Annotated in this window: 12 protein-coding genes; 11 read left to right on the forward strand and 1 reads right to left on the reverse strand. The window is 41.0% G+C overall.

Annotated features, from left to right (window positions below; genetic code table 11):
* The first annotated feature begins 58 nt into the window (after window positions 1-58).
* From nagA to T408_RS0102505, 5 genes are all read left to right on the forward strand, one after another.
* Window positions 59-1,207 carry an N-acetylglucosamine-6-phosphate deacetylase gene (nagA, locus tag T408_RS0102485; RefSeq protein WP_051444746.1) on the forward strand — a complete coding sequence of 383 codons (1,149 nt, stop codon included), beginning with the start codon at window positions 59-61 and terminating at the stop codon, window positions 1,205-1,207.
* Between the two features lie 20 nt (window positions 1,208-1,227).
* Complete coding sequence (locus T408_RS0102490) at window positions 1,228-2,121, forward strand: DUF7916 family protein (RefSeq protein WP_028118543.1); 894 nt, start codon at window positions 1,228-1,230, stop codon at window positions 2,119-2,121.
* A gap of 24 nt (window positions 2,122-2,145) precedes the next feature.
* On the forward strand, window positions 2,146-3,600 hold the full coding sequence (gene nagE / locus T408_RS0102495) for an N-acetylglucosamine-specific PTS transporter subunit IIBC (RefSeq protein WP_028118544.1): 1,455 nt from the start codon (window positions 2,146-2,148) through the stop codon (window positions 3,598-3,600).
* Window positions 3,601-3,824: 224 nt separating this feature from the next.
* Window positions 3,825-4,760 carry a nitronate monooxygenase gene (locus tag T408_RS0102500; RefSeq protein WP_028118545.1) on the forward strand — a complete coding sequence of 312 codons (936 nt, stop codon included), beginning with the start codon at window positions 3,825-3,827 and terminating at the stop codon, window positions 4,758-4,760.
* 164 nt (window positions 4,761-4,924) lie between these two features.
* A complete protein-coding gene (locus tag T408_RS0102505; protein WP_028118546.1) occupies window positions 4,925-5,713 on the forward strand; it encodes an enoyl-CoA hydratase/isomerase family protein in 789 nt (262 codons plus the stop codon).
* Here the strand turns inward: T408_RS0102505 and T408_RS0102510 are convergent.
* Window positions 5,710-6,651 carry a LysR family transcriptional regulator gene (locus tag T408_RS0102510; protein WP_028118547.1) on the reverse strand — a complete coding sequence of 314 codons (942 nt, stop codon included), beginning with the start codon at window positions 6,649-6,651 and terminating at the stop codon, window positions 5,710-5,712. The genes T408_RS0102505 and T408_RS0102510 overlap by 4 nt on opposite strands.
* Window positions 6,652-6,825: 174 nt before the next feature.
* Here T408_RS0102510 and fabG point away from each other — a divergent pair, with 174 nt between their 5' ends.
* From fabG to T408_RS0102540, 6 genes are all read left to right on the forward strand, one after another.
* Window positions 6,826-7,563, forward strand: a complete 738-nt coding sequence (gene fabG, locus T408_RS0102515; protein WP_028118548.1) for a 3-oxoacyl-ACP reductase FabG — start codon at window positions 6,826-6,828, stop codon at window positions 7,561-7,563.
* A 72-nt stretch (window positions 7,564-7,635) separates the two neighbouring features.
* A complete protein-coding gene (locus T408_RS0102520) occupies window positions 7,636-8,973 on the forward strand; it encodes a GntP family permease (RefSeq protein WP_028118549.1) in 1,338 nt (445 codons plus the stop codon).
* A gap of 34 nt (window positions 8,974-9,007) precedes the next feature.
* On the forward strand, window positions 9,008-10,591 hold the full coding sequence (locus tag T408_RS0102525) for an acyl CoA:acetate/3-ketoacid CoA transferase (protein WP_028118550.1): 1,584 nt from the start codon (window positions 9,008-9,010) through the stop codon (window positions 10,589-10,591).
* A 68-nt stretch (window positions 10,592-10,659) separates the two neighbouring features.
* Entirely contained in the window at window positions 10,660-11,907 is a 1,248-nt protein-coding gene (locus T408_RS0102530) for a thiolase family protein (RefSeq protein WP_028118551.1), read from the forward strand.
* Window positions 11,908-11,935: 28 nt separating this feature from the next.
* Window positions 11,936-13,444 carry a class I adenylate-forming enzyme family protein gene (locus T408_RS0102535; protein ID WP_028118552.1) on the forward strand — a complete coding sequence of 503 codons (1,509 nt, stop codon included), beginning with the start codon at window positions 11,936-11,938 and terminating at the stop codon, window positions 13,442-13,444.
* Window positions 13,445-13,573: 129 nt separating this feature from the next.
* A complete protein-coding gene (locus T408_RS0102540; RefSeq protein WP_028118553.1) occupies window positions 13,574-15,772 on the forward strand; it encodes a helix-turn-helix domain-containing protein in 2,199 nt (732 codons plus the stop codon).
* Window positions 15,773-15,977 lie beyond the last annotated feature (205 nt).

A 15,977-nucleotide genomic window follows, 5' to 3' on the forward strand; every position in this document is an offset into this window, starting at 1 on the left:
TTTTATAATAATTGAGTGTTTGTTTGGTTTGTTTTCTGGAAAGAATAGGGGTTTAGTGATGTATTATCAAGCAAGACAAATTATTCTTGAAGATCAGGTGGTTCATCAAGGCTACTTAGAAGTAGTGGCTGGCAAGGTTGTGGCCATTCATCAGGATCGTCCACAGTTTGGCACTATTGATGAGACTTATGCTGAAGCGATTATTGCTCCTGGTCTGGTTGATACCCATATCCATGGCTATGGATCATATGATGTGATGGATAACAGCAAAGAAGGCTTACAAGTGATTGCACAGGGACTTCTTGAATGTGGGGTTACCTCATGGCTTCCGACCACTTTAACAGCGAGTATTGAGGAATTATCGGCAGTTGTCGCTGGGATAGCTGATTGCTATCAAGATTTATCCGGAGCTCGAGTTCAAGGTATTTTTTTGGAGGGGCCATATTTTACCGAGAAGTATAAGGGCGCTCAGAATGCTAAATACATGTCTGACCCTTCCATAGACCAACTGGCCCAATGGATAGACCTGGCTCAAGGACTACCTCTTAAGATTGCTATTGCCCCAGAAAGAAGGGGCGTGGATGCTTTTACCCGTTATGCGGTTGAACAAGGGGTAGCGGTAGCCCTTGCTCATTCAGATGCCACTTATGATCAAGCCATGGCAGCTGTCCAAGCCGGTGCTTCGATCTTTGTTCATACCTATAATGGCATGAGTGGCCTTCATCACCGTGAGCCTGGAATGGTCGGAGCAGCCTTGACAGCCAATCAAGTGTTTGCTGAATTAATTTGTGATGGTCATCATGTTCATCCAGCTGCAGCTAAAATAGTCACTCAGTGTCGCGGATTTGATGAGACGGTGCTCATTACTGACTGTATGCGAGCGGGTGGAATCGGGGAAGGGCCTTCTAAATTAGGAGAGTTAGAGGTTATGGTTCATGATGGCAAAGCTACCTTGGTTGATGGTGGGAACCTGGCTGGATCGATTCTAACCCTGATTGAAAGTGTCCAAAATGTTGTAGCTTGGGGACTAGCCCCTCTAGAGCAAGCATTGAGAATGGCCTCCTGGGTCCCTGCTCAGTCGGTGGGTATTGAGGACCGTTGTGGATGTCTAGCTCCTGGTTACCCGGCTGACTTCATTGTTGTCGATGACCAAGCACACTTATTAGCTACTTATCTTGCCGGAGAAGAAGTTTATAGCCAGCTCTAAGTATAGAAAGGAAAAGCAATATGAAACGATTAATATCATGTTATGCTAGTGATTTGAAGAATCGATCGCGGGCTGAACTCAAGCAATCCATTCAAGCGAGTGAAGGGCGAACAGTTCTAGCGGAGACAGTAGTTACAGCTAGTCCCTTGTTAGAAGGGGTCACAAATGCTGAAGTGATGGCAGCTTTTGGAGCGGATATGATTTGCTTGAATGAGCTGGATGTCTTTGATCCGCAAATTGTTGGTTTTGACTGTAAAGATAACCCCATTGCTGAGATCAAACGCTTAACTGGCCGACTGGTTGGGATCAACTTAGAGCCAGTCGACGAGGCAGGTGAAGTGATGGATGTTAAAGTCAATCTGGTCCCTGGTCGTCGGGCTAGTAAAGGGGCCTTTCAAGCAGCTCAAGACTTGGGAGTGGACTTTATCATGATAACTGGAAATCCTTCGACAGGGGTGACCAATCAAGGAATTTTACAGGCGATTTCAACAGGGCGTGAGTTCTTTCAAGGGCTTTTATTTGCTGGAAAAATGCACGGAGCGGGTGTGGCTGAATCAGTCATTAATCAAGGTGATTTAGAAAACTTTATCGAATCGGGAGCAGATGGTGTGTTGATTCCTACGGTTGGCACGGTTCCTGGTGTCACCCTAGAAGAGACCCACCAAGCCTGTAGCCGTGTTCATCAACTGGGTGGCTTGGTGATGTCTACTATAGGGACTAGCCAAGAAAGTGCTGATGAAGACACGATTCGTCGCTTCGCCCTAGCCAATAAACAAACAGGCTCTGACATTCACCACATTGGTGATGGAGGGTATGGTCGGATGCCCCTCCCAGAAAATATTACCGCATTAAGTATTGTTGTTCGCGGTAAGCGTCATACTTATTTTAAGATGGCGCAGTCAATCTTACGTTAATTAGACAGAATTGAGGAATATTATATGTTACGTTACTTACAACAAATAGGACGCTCACTAATGTTACCGGTATCCGTACTGGTTGTTGCTTCCTTGCTAATGGGAGCTGGCTATGCCTTGGACCCACAAGCAATGAGTGGTAGTTCCAATAGTGTGGCGGTCTTTTTAGTTCAGGCCGGTCTGGTCGTGATTGGCAATCTACCTATATTATTCGCAGTGGGTATTGGAATGGGCTTGGCCCGTGATAATAACGGGGCAGCTTCGTTGAGTTCTGTGGTTGCCTATCTGATTATTACTAAGCTTCTTCAGCCGGAAATGATTGCTTCGTATACTGGAGCTGAATTGGACGCTATTCCGGCAGCTTTTGCTTCGATTGAGAATGTCTTTATTGGTATTATTGCAGGTATTGTCGGAGGAGAAGCTTATAATCGTTTCCAGAATACCGAATTACCGCAGTGGTTAGCCTTCTTTAGTGGGCGCCGATCTGTACCGATTGTATCCGCTTTGATTGCGGTCATTTTGACTTTGATTTTATATTTTGTATGGCCGGTTTGTTATAATGCCTTAGTTGGTCTAGGGACCGCTATTTCAAGTTTAGGAGCTCTAGGAGCCGGTTTATATGGTTTCTTTAATAAACTTTTAATTCCATTTGGTCTACATCACGCCATTAATAATGTCTTCTGGTTTGATACGATAGGTATTAATGATATTGGTAATTTCTGGGGCGGTACAGGTACACTCGGAGTTACCGGTATGTATCAAGCAGGCTTTTTCCCAATTATGATGTTTGGCTTGCCTGGTGCAGCCTTAGCCATGTATCGGAATGCGCGTCCGGAAAATCGGGGCACAGCTGGAGCCTTATTGCTAGCTGGGGCGATAGCCAGTTTTTCTACTGGTATCACTGAACCGATTGAATTTTCATTTATGTTTCTGGCGCCGGGACTTTACTTAGTCCATGCGATTTTAACCGGTATTTCGATGTTTTTGGCCGCCTTGCTACATGCGACTGCTGGCTTTAGCTTCTCAGCTGGCTTGATCGACTTCCTATTGAGCTGGCGCATGCCAATGTCCCACAATCAGATCTATCTCATTGGTCTGGGCTTGGTGATGTTTGTGGTTTATTATTTAATTTTTGACTTTTGTATCAAGAAATTTGACCTAGATACACCGGGTCGAGGAAGCGTCCAGGCTTCAACAGAATCAGAAACGGTGCCATCCGGTCAATTCAACAAGCATGATCAACGAGCTCAAGTGATCTATGAGGGCCTTGGAGGAGCTGATAATATTCTTGAGATTAATAACTGTGCAACGCGGTTAAGACTGAAGGTAAGAGATTCTCAAAAGGTCGATTCCGATAAGATTAAATCGGCACCTGTTCCAGGGGTATCGATTGTTGATAAAGAGAATGTCCAAGTCATTATAGGAACAGAAGTGCAGTTTGTGGCTGACGCCTTAAAGAAGATCAATCAAAACAAATAAAATCTTTCTCATTCGAAAAAATGGGTAAATTGGAAGCAGACCTTCAGGATAAGATTTAGATAGCCGAAACAGCTTGATCTAACTTCAAGCTGTTTCGGCTATTTGATTAGTGAAATAACTAATTAGTTATCTGAAATCTTCAGAAAAGATATTGTACAAACACTCACAAAGAGAGGATAATAGGGATAGAGTTAAAAAAGATAAAATAAAAAGGAGCGATACTTATGACAACCGTTGCAGAATTATTAGGCATTGAATATCCAATTATTTGTGGTGCCATGGCACGTATTACAACTCACCAAATCGCTGGTGCGGTATCTGAAGCTGGTGGATTAGGAATCTTGGGATCAGGTGGTTGGACAGCAGAGCAATTGCGTGAAGAAATCCAAAAAACGCGCGAAATCACTGACAAGCCATTTGGAGTAAACTTGATGCTACAAATGCCTAACATCGCTGAATTAGTCGATGTTCTAATTGAAGAAGGTGTAAAAGTTGTAACAACTGGTGCGGGTTCTCCAGAGAAATTCTTGCCTCAATTAAAAGAAGCTGGCGTAAAAGTTATTCCTGTTGTTGCTTCTGTTAAGCATGCCACTAAGATGGAGTCACTAGGTGTCGACGCCGTGGTTGCAGAAGGACAAGAAGCAGGGGGCCATATTGGTCAAACGTCTACAATGGCTCTTCTTCCACAAGTAGTAGATGCTGTTAATATTCCTGTTCTAGGTGCTGGTGGTACAGGGGATGGCCGTTCAGTTGCTGCTATGTATGCCCTAGGCGCTCAAGGTATTCAAGCTGGGACTATTTTCCTAACAGCTGAAGAGTGTCCAGTTCCTGCTAACTATAAGCAAATGGTGATTGACGCTAATGATACAGCGACTATTGTTACTGGACGTCGTTACAAGGATCCAGTTCGTTCAATTGCCAACGAATTACAAATCGAATACTACCAAAAAGAATTAGATGGCGCTCCATTGGAAGAGATGGCAGCCTTTGCAACGGGTTCATTGGCTCGTGCGGTTTATGAAGGTGATACTGAGCGTGGTTCAGTAATGGCTGGTGAAATCGCTGGTATGATGAAGGATATTCGTCCTGCAAAACAAATTATTGAAGAATTATTTGCTGACGCAGAAAAAGTAGCAGGAAACTTAAAAATTACTTACTAGTAAATTCAAGCGATCCTTTCAGGATCGCTTTTTTCGATTTAAGGAATAGTGTACATAACTTATCGGTTATCGTAAACGCTTCAAAAAGGAATTTGTGAAACCTTCAACTTAGAGAGATAATGTAATTGTGATAAACAACACAAATATTTTTAAGGAGTGATTAGATGTCAGCTGTAGAAGTAAAAATTGAAAATCGAGTAGGTACGGTTACTTATAATAATCCGCCATTAAACATACTAACCATGGCCAACCTTCAAGAAATTGAAGACGCTGTGGCTGAATTAGATAAGAATGATGAAGTGGCAGTGATTGTCTTCACGATGGCTATGCAAAAAGACGGAAAAATCTTCTGTGCCGGCATGGACTTGGATGAAATGTTGGCCACTCAAGAAGATCCTAACGGAATCGAAGAATATTGCCGTGTATCTAAACAAAACTACACCATTCTTCACCGCGTAAAAAAACCAGTGATCTACGTATTTGATGGTGTTGTACGTGGCGGGGGCTGTGAAATGTCATTGTTAGCCGATATTCGTTTATCTGGTACGCACTTAAACTTAGCCTTACCTGAAATTGGTATTGGAATTATTCCTGGTGGTGGTGGTACTCAAACCTTACAACGTCTGATTGGAACAGCTAATGCTAAGGCTTTGATCTATTCTGGTGATGTGATTCGTTCTGAACGTGCTTATGAATTAGGTTTAGTTCAAGAAGTTTATGAATCAGACGAATTGTTAGAGAAAGCTCAAGAATACGCAGAAAAAATTGCTAAACACTCCGCTCTAGGACTTCAAGCTGCTAAACGTGCGATCAACGACGGTCAGTACAAACCTCTAGAGGAAGGTCTAGCAATGGAAACAGAAGTATTCGTTGAAAACTTCAAGACAGAAGATGCGGCTGAAGGAATTACAGCCTTCAAAGAAAAACGTAAGCCAGTTTACAAAAACCGCTAATCAACATTAAAACGGAATTCTTTGCTCTTAGATGCTAATAGCTGGGCAGACGACTCGATAAATTCAATCAAGGTTGGAGAGAAAGTGTGGTCTTCTCGGTAAGAAAAGGCATAGTCACAAGCAAAAATATCTGTATCAAACTCAAAAACGTTACAATTATTAAATGAGGGCCAGTGCATACCTGTCACTGGCACAAAGGTCGCCCCCATACCCTTGCGGACAAATCCTACAGCCGTGTAGACGGTATTTACTTCCATGATAATATTAGGTGACAGATGTTTACGTTGGTAGAAATAATCCACTAAGCGTCTCAGTCCGAATTTTTCAGATAAGGTTACCAATGGTATCTTACTTAGGATTTGGTCGTCGTAAGGGAAGGGGGTTGTTTTTGTTCCTAGCGTTGGATCATAGTAGGGGTTTCCCTTAGGGACGATTAGATGCATCCGGTCTGTATAGGCATGGTAATTGTTGAAGATATTAGTTTCTATGGGGAGCATGCCATAAATTAAATCAATCATCCGCTTTTCTAGCATTTGGTTGAGATTGTAAGCATCATCTTCAATGAATTCAAAGGATATTTCAGGATATTTCTCGATAAAGGGTGGAATGATGACGGGTAGAATACTGGCCGCTAAGGTTGGATTGATCCCCAATTTAATCTTTCCACGTTTATGCTTGGAGATCATATCAAATTCACTGAGCATGCTTTCTTGAATATCATCAATCCGGCGAAGATAATCCAGGTAACGTTCACCAGCGTAAGTGACCTGCATGGCTCGGGGTAGACGGTCAAAGAATAAGAGACCATGCTCTTCTTCCAGCCGGCTTAAAAGCTTACTCAGATAAGGCTGGGAAACATATAACTTATTAGCTGCTGCGGTAATGTTGCCTTCTTCAATAATCGTTTCAATCAGAACTAAAGGGGTTATCTCAGACATCATTTTTCCTCCTCCGGGGTAGTTTCCTTTGTACTATCGATTATAGCAAATAATGTTTTAATATTCGATAACCATTTAGTTATTGATAGCGTTTACAAAAGTTATTTATCATTTCTTATTAGTTAAGATACAATTAATAAAGAGTTAAAAAAGATTTCTAAAGGAGGAATTTTAATGTTTAAAGATCAAGTAGTGTTAGTTACGGGTGCTGGTCAAGGGATTGGTGCTGAAATCGCCCGTGAATTCTCTGAGGATGGTGCACAAGTTGTTATCGTAGACTTCAATGAAGAAACGGCTAACAAAACGGCAGAAGAAATCACAAATGCTGGTGGTAAAGCCGTAGCTTACCAAGCGGATGTTTCTGATTTTGATCGTGCTGAAGAAATTGTTGCTGATGTTGTTGAAAATTACGGCAAGATCGATGTTCTAATCAATAATGCGGGTATCACTCGTGATGCTTCACTTAAGAAAATGACTAAAGAACAATGGGATCAAGTTATTGCAACAAACTTAACAGGTGTCTTCAACTATACTAAGGCTGCCTTTGTACGTATGACAGAAGCTGGATACGGACGTATCGTTAATGCTTCATCATTAGCTGGGGTTGAAGGTAACTTTGGTCAAACAAACTACTCAGCTTCTAAGGCTGGTATCTTAGGTTTAACTAAGACGGTTGCTCGTGAAGGTGCAGCTAAGGGTGTAACAGTTAACGCGGTTGCTCCTGGATTCATCGAAACACCAATGACTGACGCAATTCCAGAAGAAATCAAGCAAAATATGATCAATGGTATTCCAGTTAAACGTATTGGTTATCCTAAGGATATCGCTTATGCGATGAAGTTCTTAGCTTCTAAAGATGCTGGTTACATTACAGGTCAATTAATTCAAGTTAACGGTGGTATGAACATGTAGTTCTCTACCTACTCACTAATCAAGGAGGATCCCCTCCTTGATTAGTCATTATTAATAGCAAGGGGAAAACATATGGAAATATTAGGAGTTTTAGGAATATTTCTTGCGATTATCGCAATCATTTATTTATCGGTTAAGGGTCTAAATATCATTATTGCTGCGCCACTAGCAACATTAATTGTTATTTTGACTAACCAAATGGACATTTTTGGATCATTAATCGGAGAAGCGCCTTCTTATATGACAGGTCTCTCAGGATTCTTGATCAACAACTTTGCCATTTTCTTACTAGGGGCTGTCTTAGCTCAGTATATGGAGAAATCCAATGCAACGGTTTCAATTGCTAACTGGATCCTATCCAAAGTAGGTTTGGATAATCCTTACATCGTACTCGTGGCTTTCGCATTAATTGCAGGAATCTTAACTTACGGTGGTATTAGCTTGTTTGTTGTTATGTTTGCACTGGTTCCATTAGCTCGTCCGATCTTCAAGAAGCTTAACGTAAACTGGGCCTTATTACCAATTCCGCTATTTCTAGGGATGGCAACAGTTACCATGTCCATGCTACCTGGTACACCGTCAGTTCAAAATGCGGTACCAACAACTTATCTAGGAACAACTTTAACGGCCGCACCAATTTTGAGTTTGGTCGGGATCGTCACCGTATTGGCTTATGGTTTAATCTACTTGAAAGTACAATTAAACCGTAGTATCGGTAAAGGCGAAACCTTCTATAGTTACTTAGGAGAAGGAGCTCAAGTTAATACTGATGAAGAAGAAGTGGAACCAGATCCATCAAGCATTCCTTCAGTGGGCGTAGCCTTAGCACCACTAGTGATCTTGGTAGCGGTTATCCTAATCTTCTCGAAGGTACCGAATATCATTCTAATTGCCTTAACTATCGGTATTCTACTATCAGCAGTCTTATATCGTTCTTACTTACCAGAGCAAAAAGGATTGCTTAATGCTGGAGCAGCTGGATCTGTTACTTCAGCCTTTGCTACTTCATCTTCTGTAGCCTTTGGTTCGGTATTAACGAACGCACCTGGATTTGCGGTTGTTCAATCTGCCATTATGTCGATTCCAGGTAATCCACTGATTGGTTTATCAGTCGCAACTGCTTTACTTGGTGGTATTACAGGTTCGAGTTCAGGAGCCCTAGGTATTGTGATGCAAAACTTTGCGCCAACTTATCTAGAGATGGGTATTCCTGCTGAGCTAATTCACCGAATTGCCGTAGTGGCTTCGGCTGTAATTACTGTGGTGCCTCACTCAGGTGTTACAATTACTTTCAATAACTTGACAGGATTAAGCTTGAAGAATGCCTTCATCCATCAGTTCCTAATTGTTAATGGTGGTCACTTATTGGCCTTGATTGCGATGCTTATCGCTTCAACTGTATTATATTAATTGATACTCAAATTTTAGAAAGGATGATTCATAGATGGTAAAATTTATCTCTAGACGTGAAGCTGCTGATTTAATTCCAGATAATGGTGTTTTAGCGACACTAACATTCGGATTAGGAGGACTTCCTGAAGACCTACTAGTTGGTGTTAAAGAACGCTATGAAGAAGAACAACATCCAAAGGATATTACCTTCATGTGGTCTTGTGGGATTGGTAACAACACGCCAGGCCGTGGGGCTGACCACTTAAAGGCTGAAGGTCTAATTAAGCGTATCGTTGCTGGTCACGTAGGTTCTTCACCTGAAACAGTTGCTCGTGTTGTTAACAACGAAATCGAAGCTTACCTATGGCCACAAGGGGTATTTACTCAATACTACCGTGCCATTGCTTCTCAAAAACCTTACTTATCTCGTGTAGGTCTTCAAACATATGTTGACCCTCGTTTAGAAGGTTCAAAAGCAACAGCTAAGACGACAGAAGAATTAATTGAAGTAGTTGAAGTAGCTGGTAAAGAATACTTACATTATAAACCAATCAAGATTGACGTAGCCTTCATCCGTGGTTCTTACTGTGATGAGCATGGTAACTTAATCGTTTCTGAAGAAACTTGTAAGTTAGAGCAACTTGAATTAGCAACTGCTGCTCGCAATAATGGTGGTATCGTTGTCGCTCAAGTGAAGGGTGTCGTTGAATCTGAGTCAGTAAATCCTAAAGATGTACTTGTACCAGGTGGAATCATTGATTATGCAGTCATTGCTGATCCTCAATACCACTATCAAACAATGGGTACTTTCTATGATAAGAAATTCTCTGGCGAAAGAACAGTTCGCCTAACTGATAACGAAGGTGGAGTAACACCATTATCTACACGTAAGTTGATGGGACGTCGTGCTGCAATGGAATTGAAGCCAGATTCAATCATCAACTTAGGTATTGGTACGCCTGACCAAGTGGCTGTAGTTGCTCAAGAAGAAGGCGTAGATGATCAATACGTTGCAACTCTGGAGATGGGTCTATGGGGAGGAACTCCTTCTGGTGGCCTAGACTTTGGTGCTGCTTTAAATGCTCAAGCTTCTATTCCTATGGCTAACCAATTCGACTTCTACGATGGATCAGGACTAGACTTAACTGTACTTGGTATTGGTGAAATTGACCAATATGGTAACAACAACGTTACTAAGTTCGGACCTAAGGTTCCTGGACCAGGTGGATTTATCAACATTTCACAAAACACTGAAAATATTGTCTTCGTTGGTACTTTCACTATCGGCGGAAAAGCTCACATCGAAGATGGTAAATTAGTGATTGACAACCAAGGTAAAGGACCTAAATTCAAGAAACAAGTAGAACAAGTATCATTCTCTGGTAAATATGCAGCTGAGAACGGTCAACGTGTTCTATATGTAACTGAACGTGCAGTCTTTGACTTACACGAAGGTAAAGTTCGCTTAATCGAATATGCACCAGGTGTAGATGTTCAAAAAGACATCTTAGACTTGATGGAATTCGAACCTGAAATTGCTGAAGATTTGAAAGAAATGAATCCGGATATCTTCCAAGAAACATGGGGCGAAGGTAAATTAGCTGAAATTATTGCTAAAAACGGCGAAGCTGAGTAATCATTGCTATGGCCTAGCTAATTAAATTAGCTAGGCCATTTGAATTTAATAAAGGAGAGATTCAATACATGTTAAAACAAAAGCAAGAAGAAATCGTAATCGTTGGTGCTGCGCGTACGCCAGTTGGTGCTTATCTAGGTGATTTAAAGACTGTTCCTGTACAAGAACTAGGTGTGATTGCTTTAGAAGAAGCGATCAAACGTGCTGGCGTTGCTAAAGAAGACATCGATGAAGTGATTGTCGGTCACGTAACAGGTTCTCAAACAACCAACAACCTAGGTAACATTATCGGTATTGATACTGGTCTTCCAAGTTCATCAACAGGTATGACGATTAACCGTATCTGTGGATCTGGTATCCAATCAGCTGTATCAGCGACTTTAGAGTTATTACACTCTAACAAGTCAATGATTGCAGCCGGAGGGGCAGAATCTCTATCACGTGCACCTTACCAATTACCAGAATCTGTTCGTTATGCTGGCTTCAAGATGGGTGATCAACAATTAATTGACGCCAACTTAGAAGGTCACCGTTCAGCTTCAGGTAAAGACTCAGGCGTTAACCACATGGGTAACACAGCTGAAAACGTGGCACGTAAATACGAAATCACTCGTGAACATTGTGATGAATTTGCGGTAGAATCTCAACGCAAAGCCGCTCAAGCCATGGAAGATGGTAGCTTTGCTGAAGAAATTATCCCAGTAGAAATCAAGGGACGTAAAGGCCAAGTGACAGTTGTTGACACAGACGGTCACCCACGTCCAGGAACAAGTATGGAATCTCTAGCTAAACTACGTCCAGCCTTTGAAAAAGACGGCGTGGTAACAGCTGGTAACGCTTCAGGCTTGAACGACGGAGCCGCTTTTGAAATCTTCACTTTAGGTTCAGTTGCTGAAGAAAAAGGCTTAGAAGTCATGGCCAAAGTGGTGGACTATCAAATCGCTGGATGTGAACCAGAATATATGGGCTTAGGACCCGTTTATGCGATCAACCAACTATTAGATCGTCAAGGTATGAAGTTAACAGAAGATATTGACATCTTAGAAATCAACGAAGCCTTTGCGGCTCAAACCATTGGATGCTTGATTGAATTAGGTATTGAAGAAGACTCAGACTTCTACAAGAACAACTTCAACTTACGTGGTGGAGCAGTTGCCTTAGGACACCCACTAGGTATGTCAGGTGCACGTATCATCACCTCGATCCTTTACCAATTCAAGAACAATCCTGACAAACGTTATGCGATTGCTTCAGCTTGTATTGGTGGTGGACAAGGAATTGCCCTACTATTAGAGAATGGATACTACAAGGGATAATATCGTCCTCAATTAGAAAGGAATTATTATGAATGTCGATTGGTTGGCGAGCCATGCTTCCTTTAACAAGGAGAAGATCGCCTTAGTGGATTCAGACACAAAAGAAACTTATACTTATGAGCAATTAAATGAGCGTGCTATGCGAATGGCTAAGTACTTGAAACAATTCAAAGTGATGCCTGGCGATCGAGTAGCTTTACTTGCCCCTAATCATATTGCTTATTTAGATTTGTTTTTTGCCTGTTGTAAGATTGGAGCTGTCTTCGTACCTTTAAACTGGATGTTAAATGATAGTGAAGTGACTTATATACTTAATGACTCATCTCCCCGCTTCACGCTTTATATCAATGATGATCCAAGGCATACTCATTTGGATCATTCAAGTGTTATCCGTTTGAAGACTGATCAGTATGAGGATATCCTATCGTCCATTAATGCGAGTGATTTTCAAGCCAATAATGTTCGACTTGACCAAACGGCATTCATTATCTATACAGGCGGGACAACCGGACGATCTAAAGGGGTGATGATTACCCACCGTCATATTGCTAGTAATGCTGTTAATACAGCACTAGGATGGGGAATTTCACCTGAAAGTTCGACGATAACATTTTCCCCTTTATTCCATCTAGCTGGTTTAAATGGACTTGTTTTACCAATCTTATGGATGGGAGGTAGGGTAGTCTTGGTCAAGGCCTATCAAGCGCATCAGAGCTTATGTCTTCTATACCACTACCAGCCTAGTCATATCTTTATGGTTCCGACCATGTATTATTCCTTAATTAATGAAGAACATTTCGATCCTGACCAATTACGTTCGGTGAAATTATTTGTTACTGGTGGAGCTCCCGCTTCAGATAGCGTCTTAGAAACTTTCGCCAAAAATGACTTACCCCTTATTAATTCATTTGGTTTATCTGAAGCTGGACCTAATAACTTTTATATTTCTCCTGAACGTGCTAAAGCTAAGCCTAAGTCGGTTGGTAGACCCATTCCTCCAATTACTGTGAAATTATTGGATGATGAAGGCAAGGAGGTAGGAGTAGGTGAAACAGGAGAAATCCATATTCGTTCCGACCATACCTTCCTTGGTTATTGGAATTTACCAAATGAAACGGCTGAGACTTTAGTGGATGGCTTTGTCAAGACAGGAGACCTAGCTAAAGTAGATCAAGATGGTGATTATTTCATTGTGGGTCGGAAAAAGGATATAATCATTTCAGGTGGCGAAAATATTTACCCGATTGAAATTGAAGAAACCATGCTGAACCATCCCTTAGTTCAAGATGTTGCGGTTGTTGGTTACCAGGATGATTATTGGGGCGAAGCTGTGGGTGCTGCTATTATTCCAAGCACTGACGGTAACCCATCCTTTGAAGATATGCAGGAGATATTGACGGCTTACTTGAAGGATAATCTAGCTCGATATAAAGTGCCCAAACGTTTCCTATTTTTAGAAGCATTTCCGACTACTCCGGTTGGTAAAACAGATCGACTCGCACTTGCGAAACAATTTTTAAGTCATAATGTTGCTTAAAATCAAGCTACACCAAGCCCTAAGCTTTGGTGTAGCTTTTTTGTGTTGAGTCTTATTAATCCCACTCATTGAAAGGATATGATAGAATATTAGTGTTAGCGTTTACTATGAATGGTTAGGAGGGATCCTTTGGCTAAACGCAAAAAATTTGAAGAGCGTCTTATTCAATCCATTAATAATCACTTGCGGGAGTTAGCTCAAGATCTGTTACGCTTTCAAAGCCGAGAAGAGATCATTCATCATCTATCTTTGCGCTTCAACGAAACAATTCAGGCAGATTTTATTGCCATTGGCAGAGTAAATGGTGAACAAATGGTCTTGGAGTATGATAATGGCTTTCCAGATGTTGATCAATTATTCCCATATCCAGTTAAATATATTCGTCCTCAAATGAAGAAAGTGGGGGTCCGTTATTCAGATTATGAGATTATTGAAGATTCACCTTTAAAATCTTTTTTTGACCAGCATGGAATTAAATCTTGGTTTACCATTCCCTTGCTTTCTGAAGATACCTTTACGGGTTTATGTATCATTGGATTCAAAGAATCTAGAGTGCTTTATGATGAGATAGGAAGAGAACTCCAATCCTTTGGAGAAGACTTGGCCCTAGCTTTATATCATATAGATCAAAAGAAACATAATCACCATCACCTACAATCATTGGCTAATCTGACTGAGACCCTAAGGACAGACTTGACTCTTGAAGACATTGGTAATCAATTAACTAAGACCATTAGTGAATCCTTAGAAAGCGAGAATGTACTGATTTACCTATATGATTCTCAAAGCTCTTGCTTTCGATTATTGGTTCAACAAGATCCAGACCGAGACTCTCAAGAATTAATAGAGATTGATCCGGAAGCCGATCTATCGAATTATTGGCACCCGATTAATTTACCAGGTTATCCCACTACCTGTCTTCCATTATTTTCCAACACGGAATTAATTGGAGTTCTAATTATGGAAAGGTCGGACCGCCAGTATATCTCTCGGGAAGATCTGGATTTTTTGCAAGTCTACAGTAAATATTTTGTCAGTTTATACCAGAATCTCAAACTTAGAAAGCAAGAAAGTCGCCAACGACGACGCCTCGAACAAATCCTACAAATTGAGCAACAATTAATCGAAAGTTCAATCGTCGAAAAAGATTTTCAAAGTTTATTAAAAGAACTCAATGCGGAGATTAATTTATCGTTGATTTTGATGGATAAGTTCTTCAATTACCTCGGGTCGAGCCTTGCGGAAGGTTTGGATCTGACTTTAGACGGCATTCAGGCTGGTGTTCAAGCGATCAAACAAGATCGAAGCTTAACGCTTCAACCCTTCTCAGTGACTATCGAGCAGGTAGCCTTTACGGTCTATCCAGTGGCCATGGCCCGAGAAATTTATGGATTTGTAGCTATTATGGATGATCAGAAGTATGATGATCAAATTAGTGAACTACAAGTTCGATTACTGCAAAATATTTTTGCCTTTCAATTTATTAAGCAACAAATTGAACGGGATAGCCTGGGGCGTTTGGAAGAGTACTTTATTGATGAGTTACTGAGTGGTAAGAAATCCAACCTAAAGACCACTATCGAATATGCTAGTTCCTTTAATTTGGACTTGTATTATCCTCATTTACTAGCCGTCTTAGATATCCATAAAAAACAACACTCTCAGGAAAATCGACTCACTGATCGTCAGGAACAAAATTACTTGTTGGAGTTAATCAGAGGCTTCCTAAAATCACAAAAACAAGTGGAATGGGTGGCGCAATACAAGGAAAGACTAGTCATTTTTGTGCGGCAGGACCGTTTCTACACTGATTCTTTCTGGGAGCAGGTTAAGTTGGATTTGAAGAGTCATTTGGCGGCCCATCTAGATCAATATCTATTTACTATCGGCGTCGGAAACCTCAGTAATCAACCGTCAGATTATTTAAATGCCTACCGTGAAGCCAGTCAGGCAAGTCATTTATTGGCGAGTTCCCAACAAGAATCAACTTATCAATTTTATAATCAGTTGGGGTCTTATATCTTACTGGATCAATTGGCCCATCAGGACATAACCCAGACCTTTCTATCTAGGACCATTATGGATATTTATGACTATTCAAACAAACACTCCACCGATTTATTTACGACTTTACGCGTTTTTCTAGAGAACAACGGTAAAATTCAAGACAGTGCTGACGCTCTCTTTATCCATCGCAGTAGCCTCATATACCGTCTGAAAAAGATTCAAGACCGACTTCAAATTGACTTGGAAGACCCCCAAGATCGCTTTAATTTGATGTTGGCTTACCGTTTGTTTGATTTATCCGGACCCATGGATGAAGATTAATGAATAGGTACCTTAGCTATATAATGGCTGGGGTATTTTTTTGTGGTTTATTCTAATCTAAATGCCCAACTCAATCAATTTCTCACAATTCCTTAAAAATGCGGAAAAAAATATTTTCTTTCCTCATTTCCACTGATGATAACGCTTACATTTAGACGTATACTAAGGTTGTTGATAAGAAAAAGTCTTGAAAGGAAGATAAATA

The organism is Hutsoniella sourekii ATCC 700629 (assembly GCF_000518205.1).
Classification (GTDB): Bacteria; Bacillota; Bacilli; order Lactobacillales; family Aerococcaceae; genus Hutsoniella; species Hutsoniella sourekii.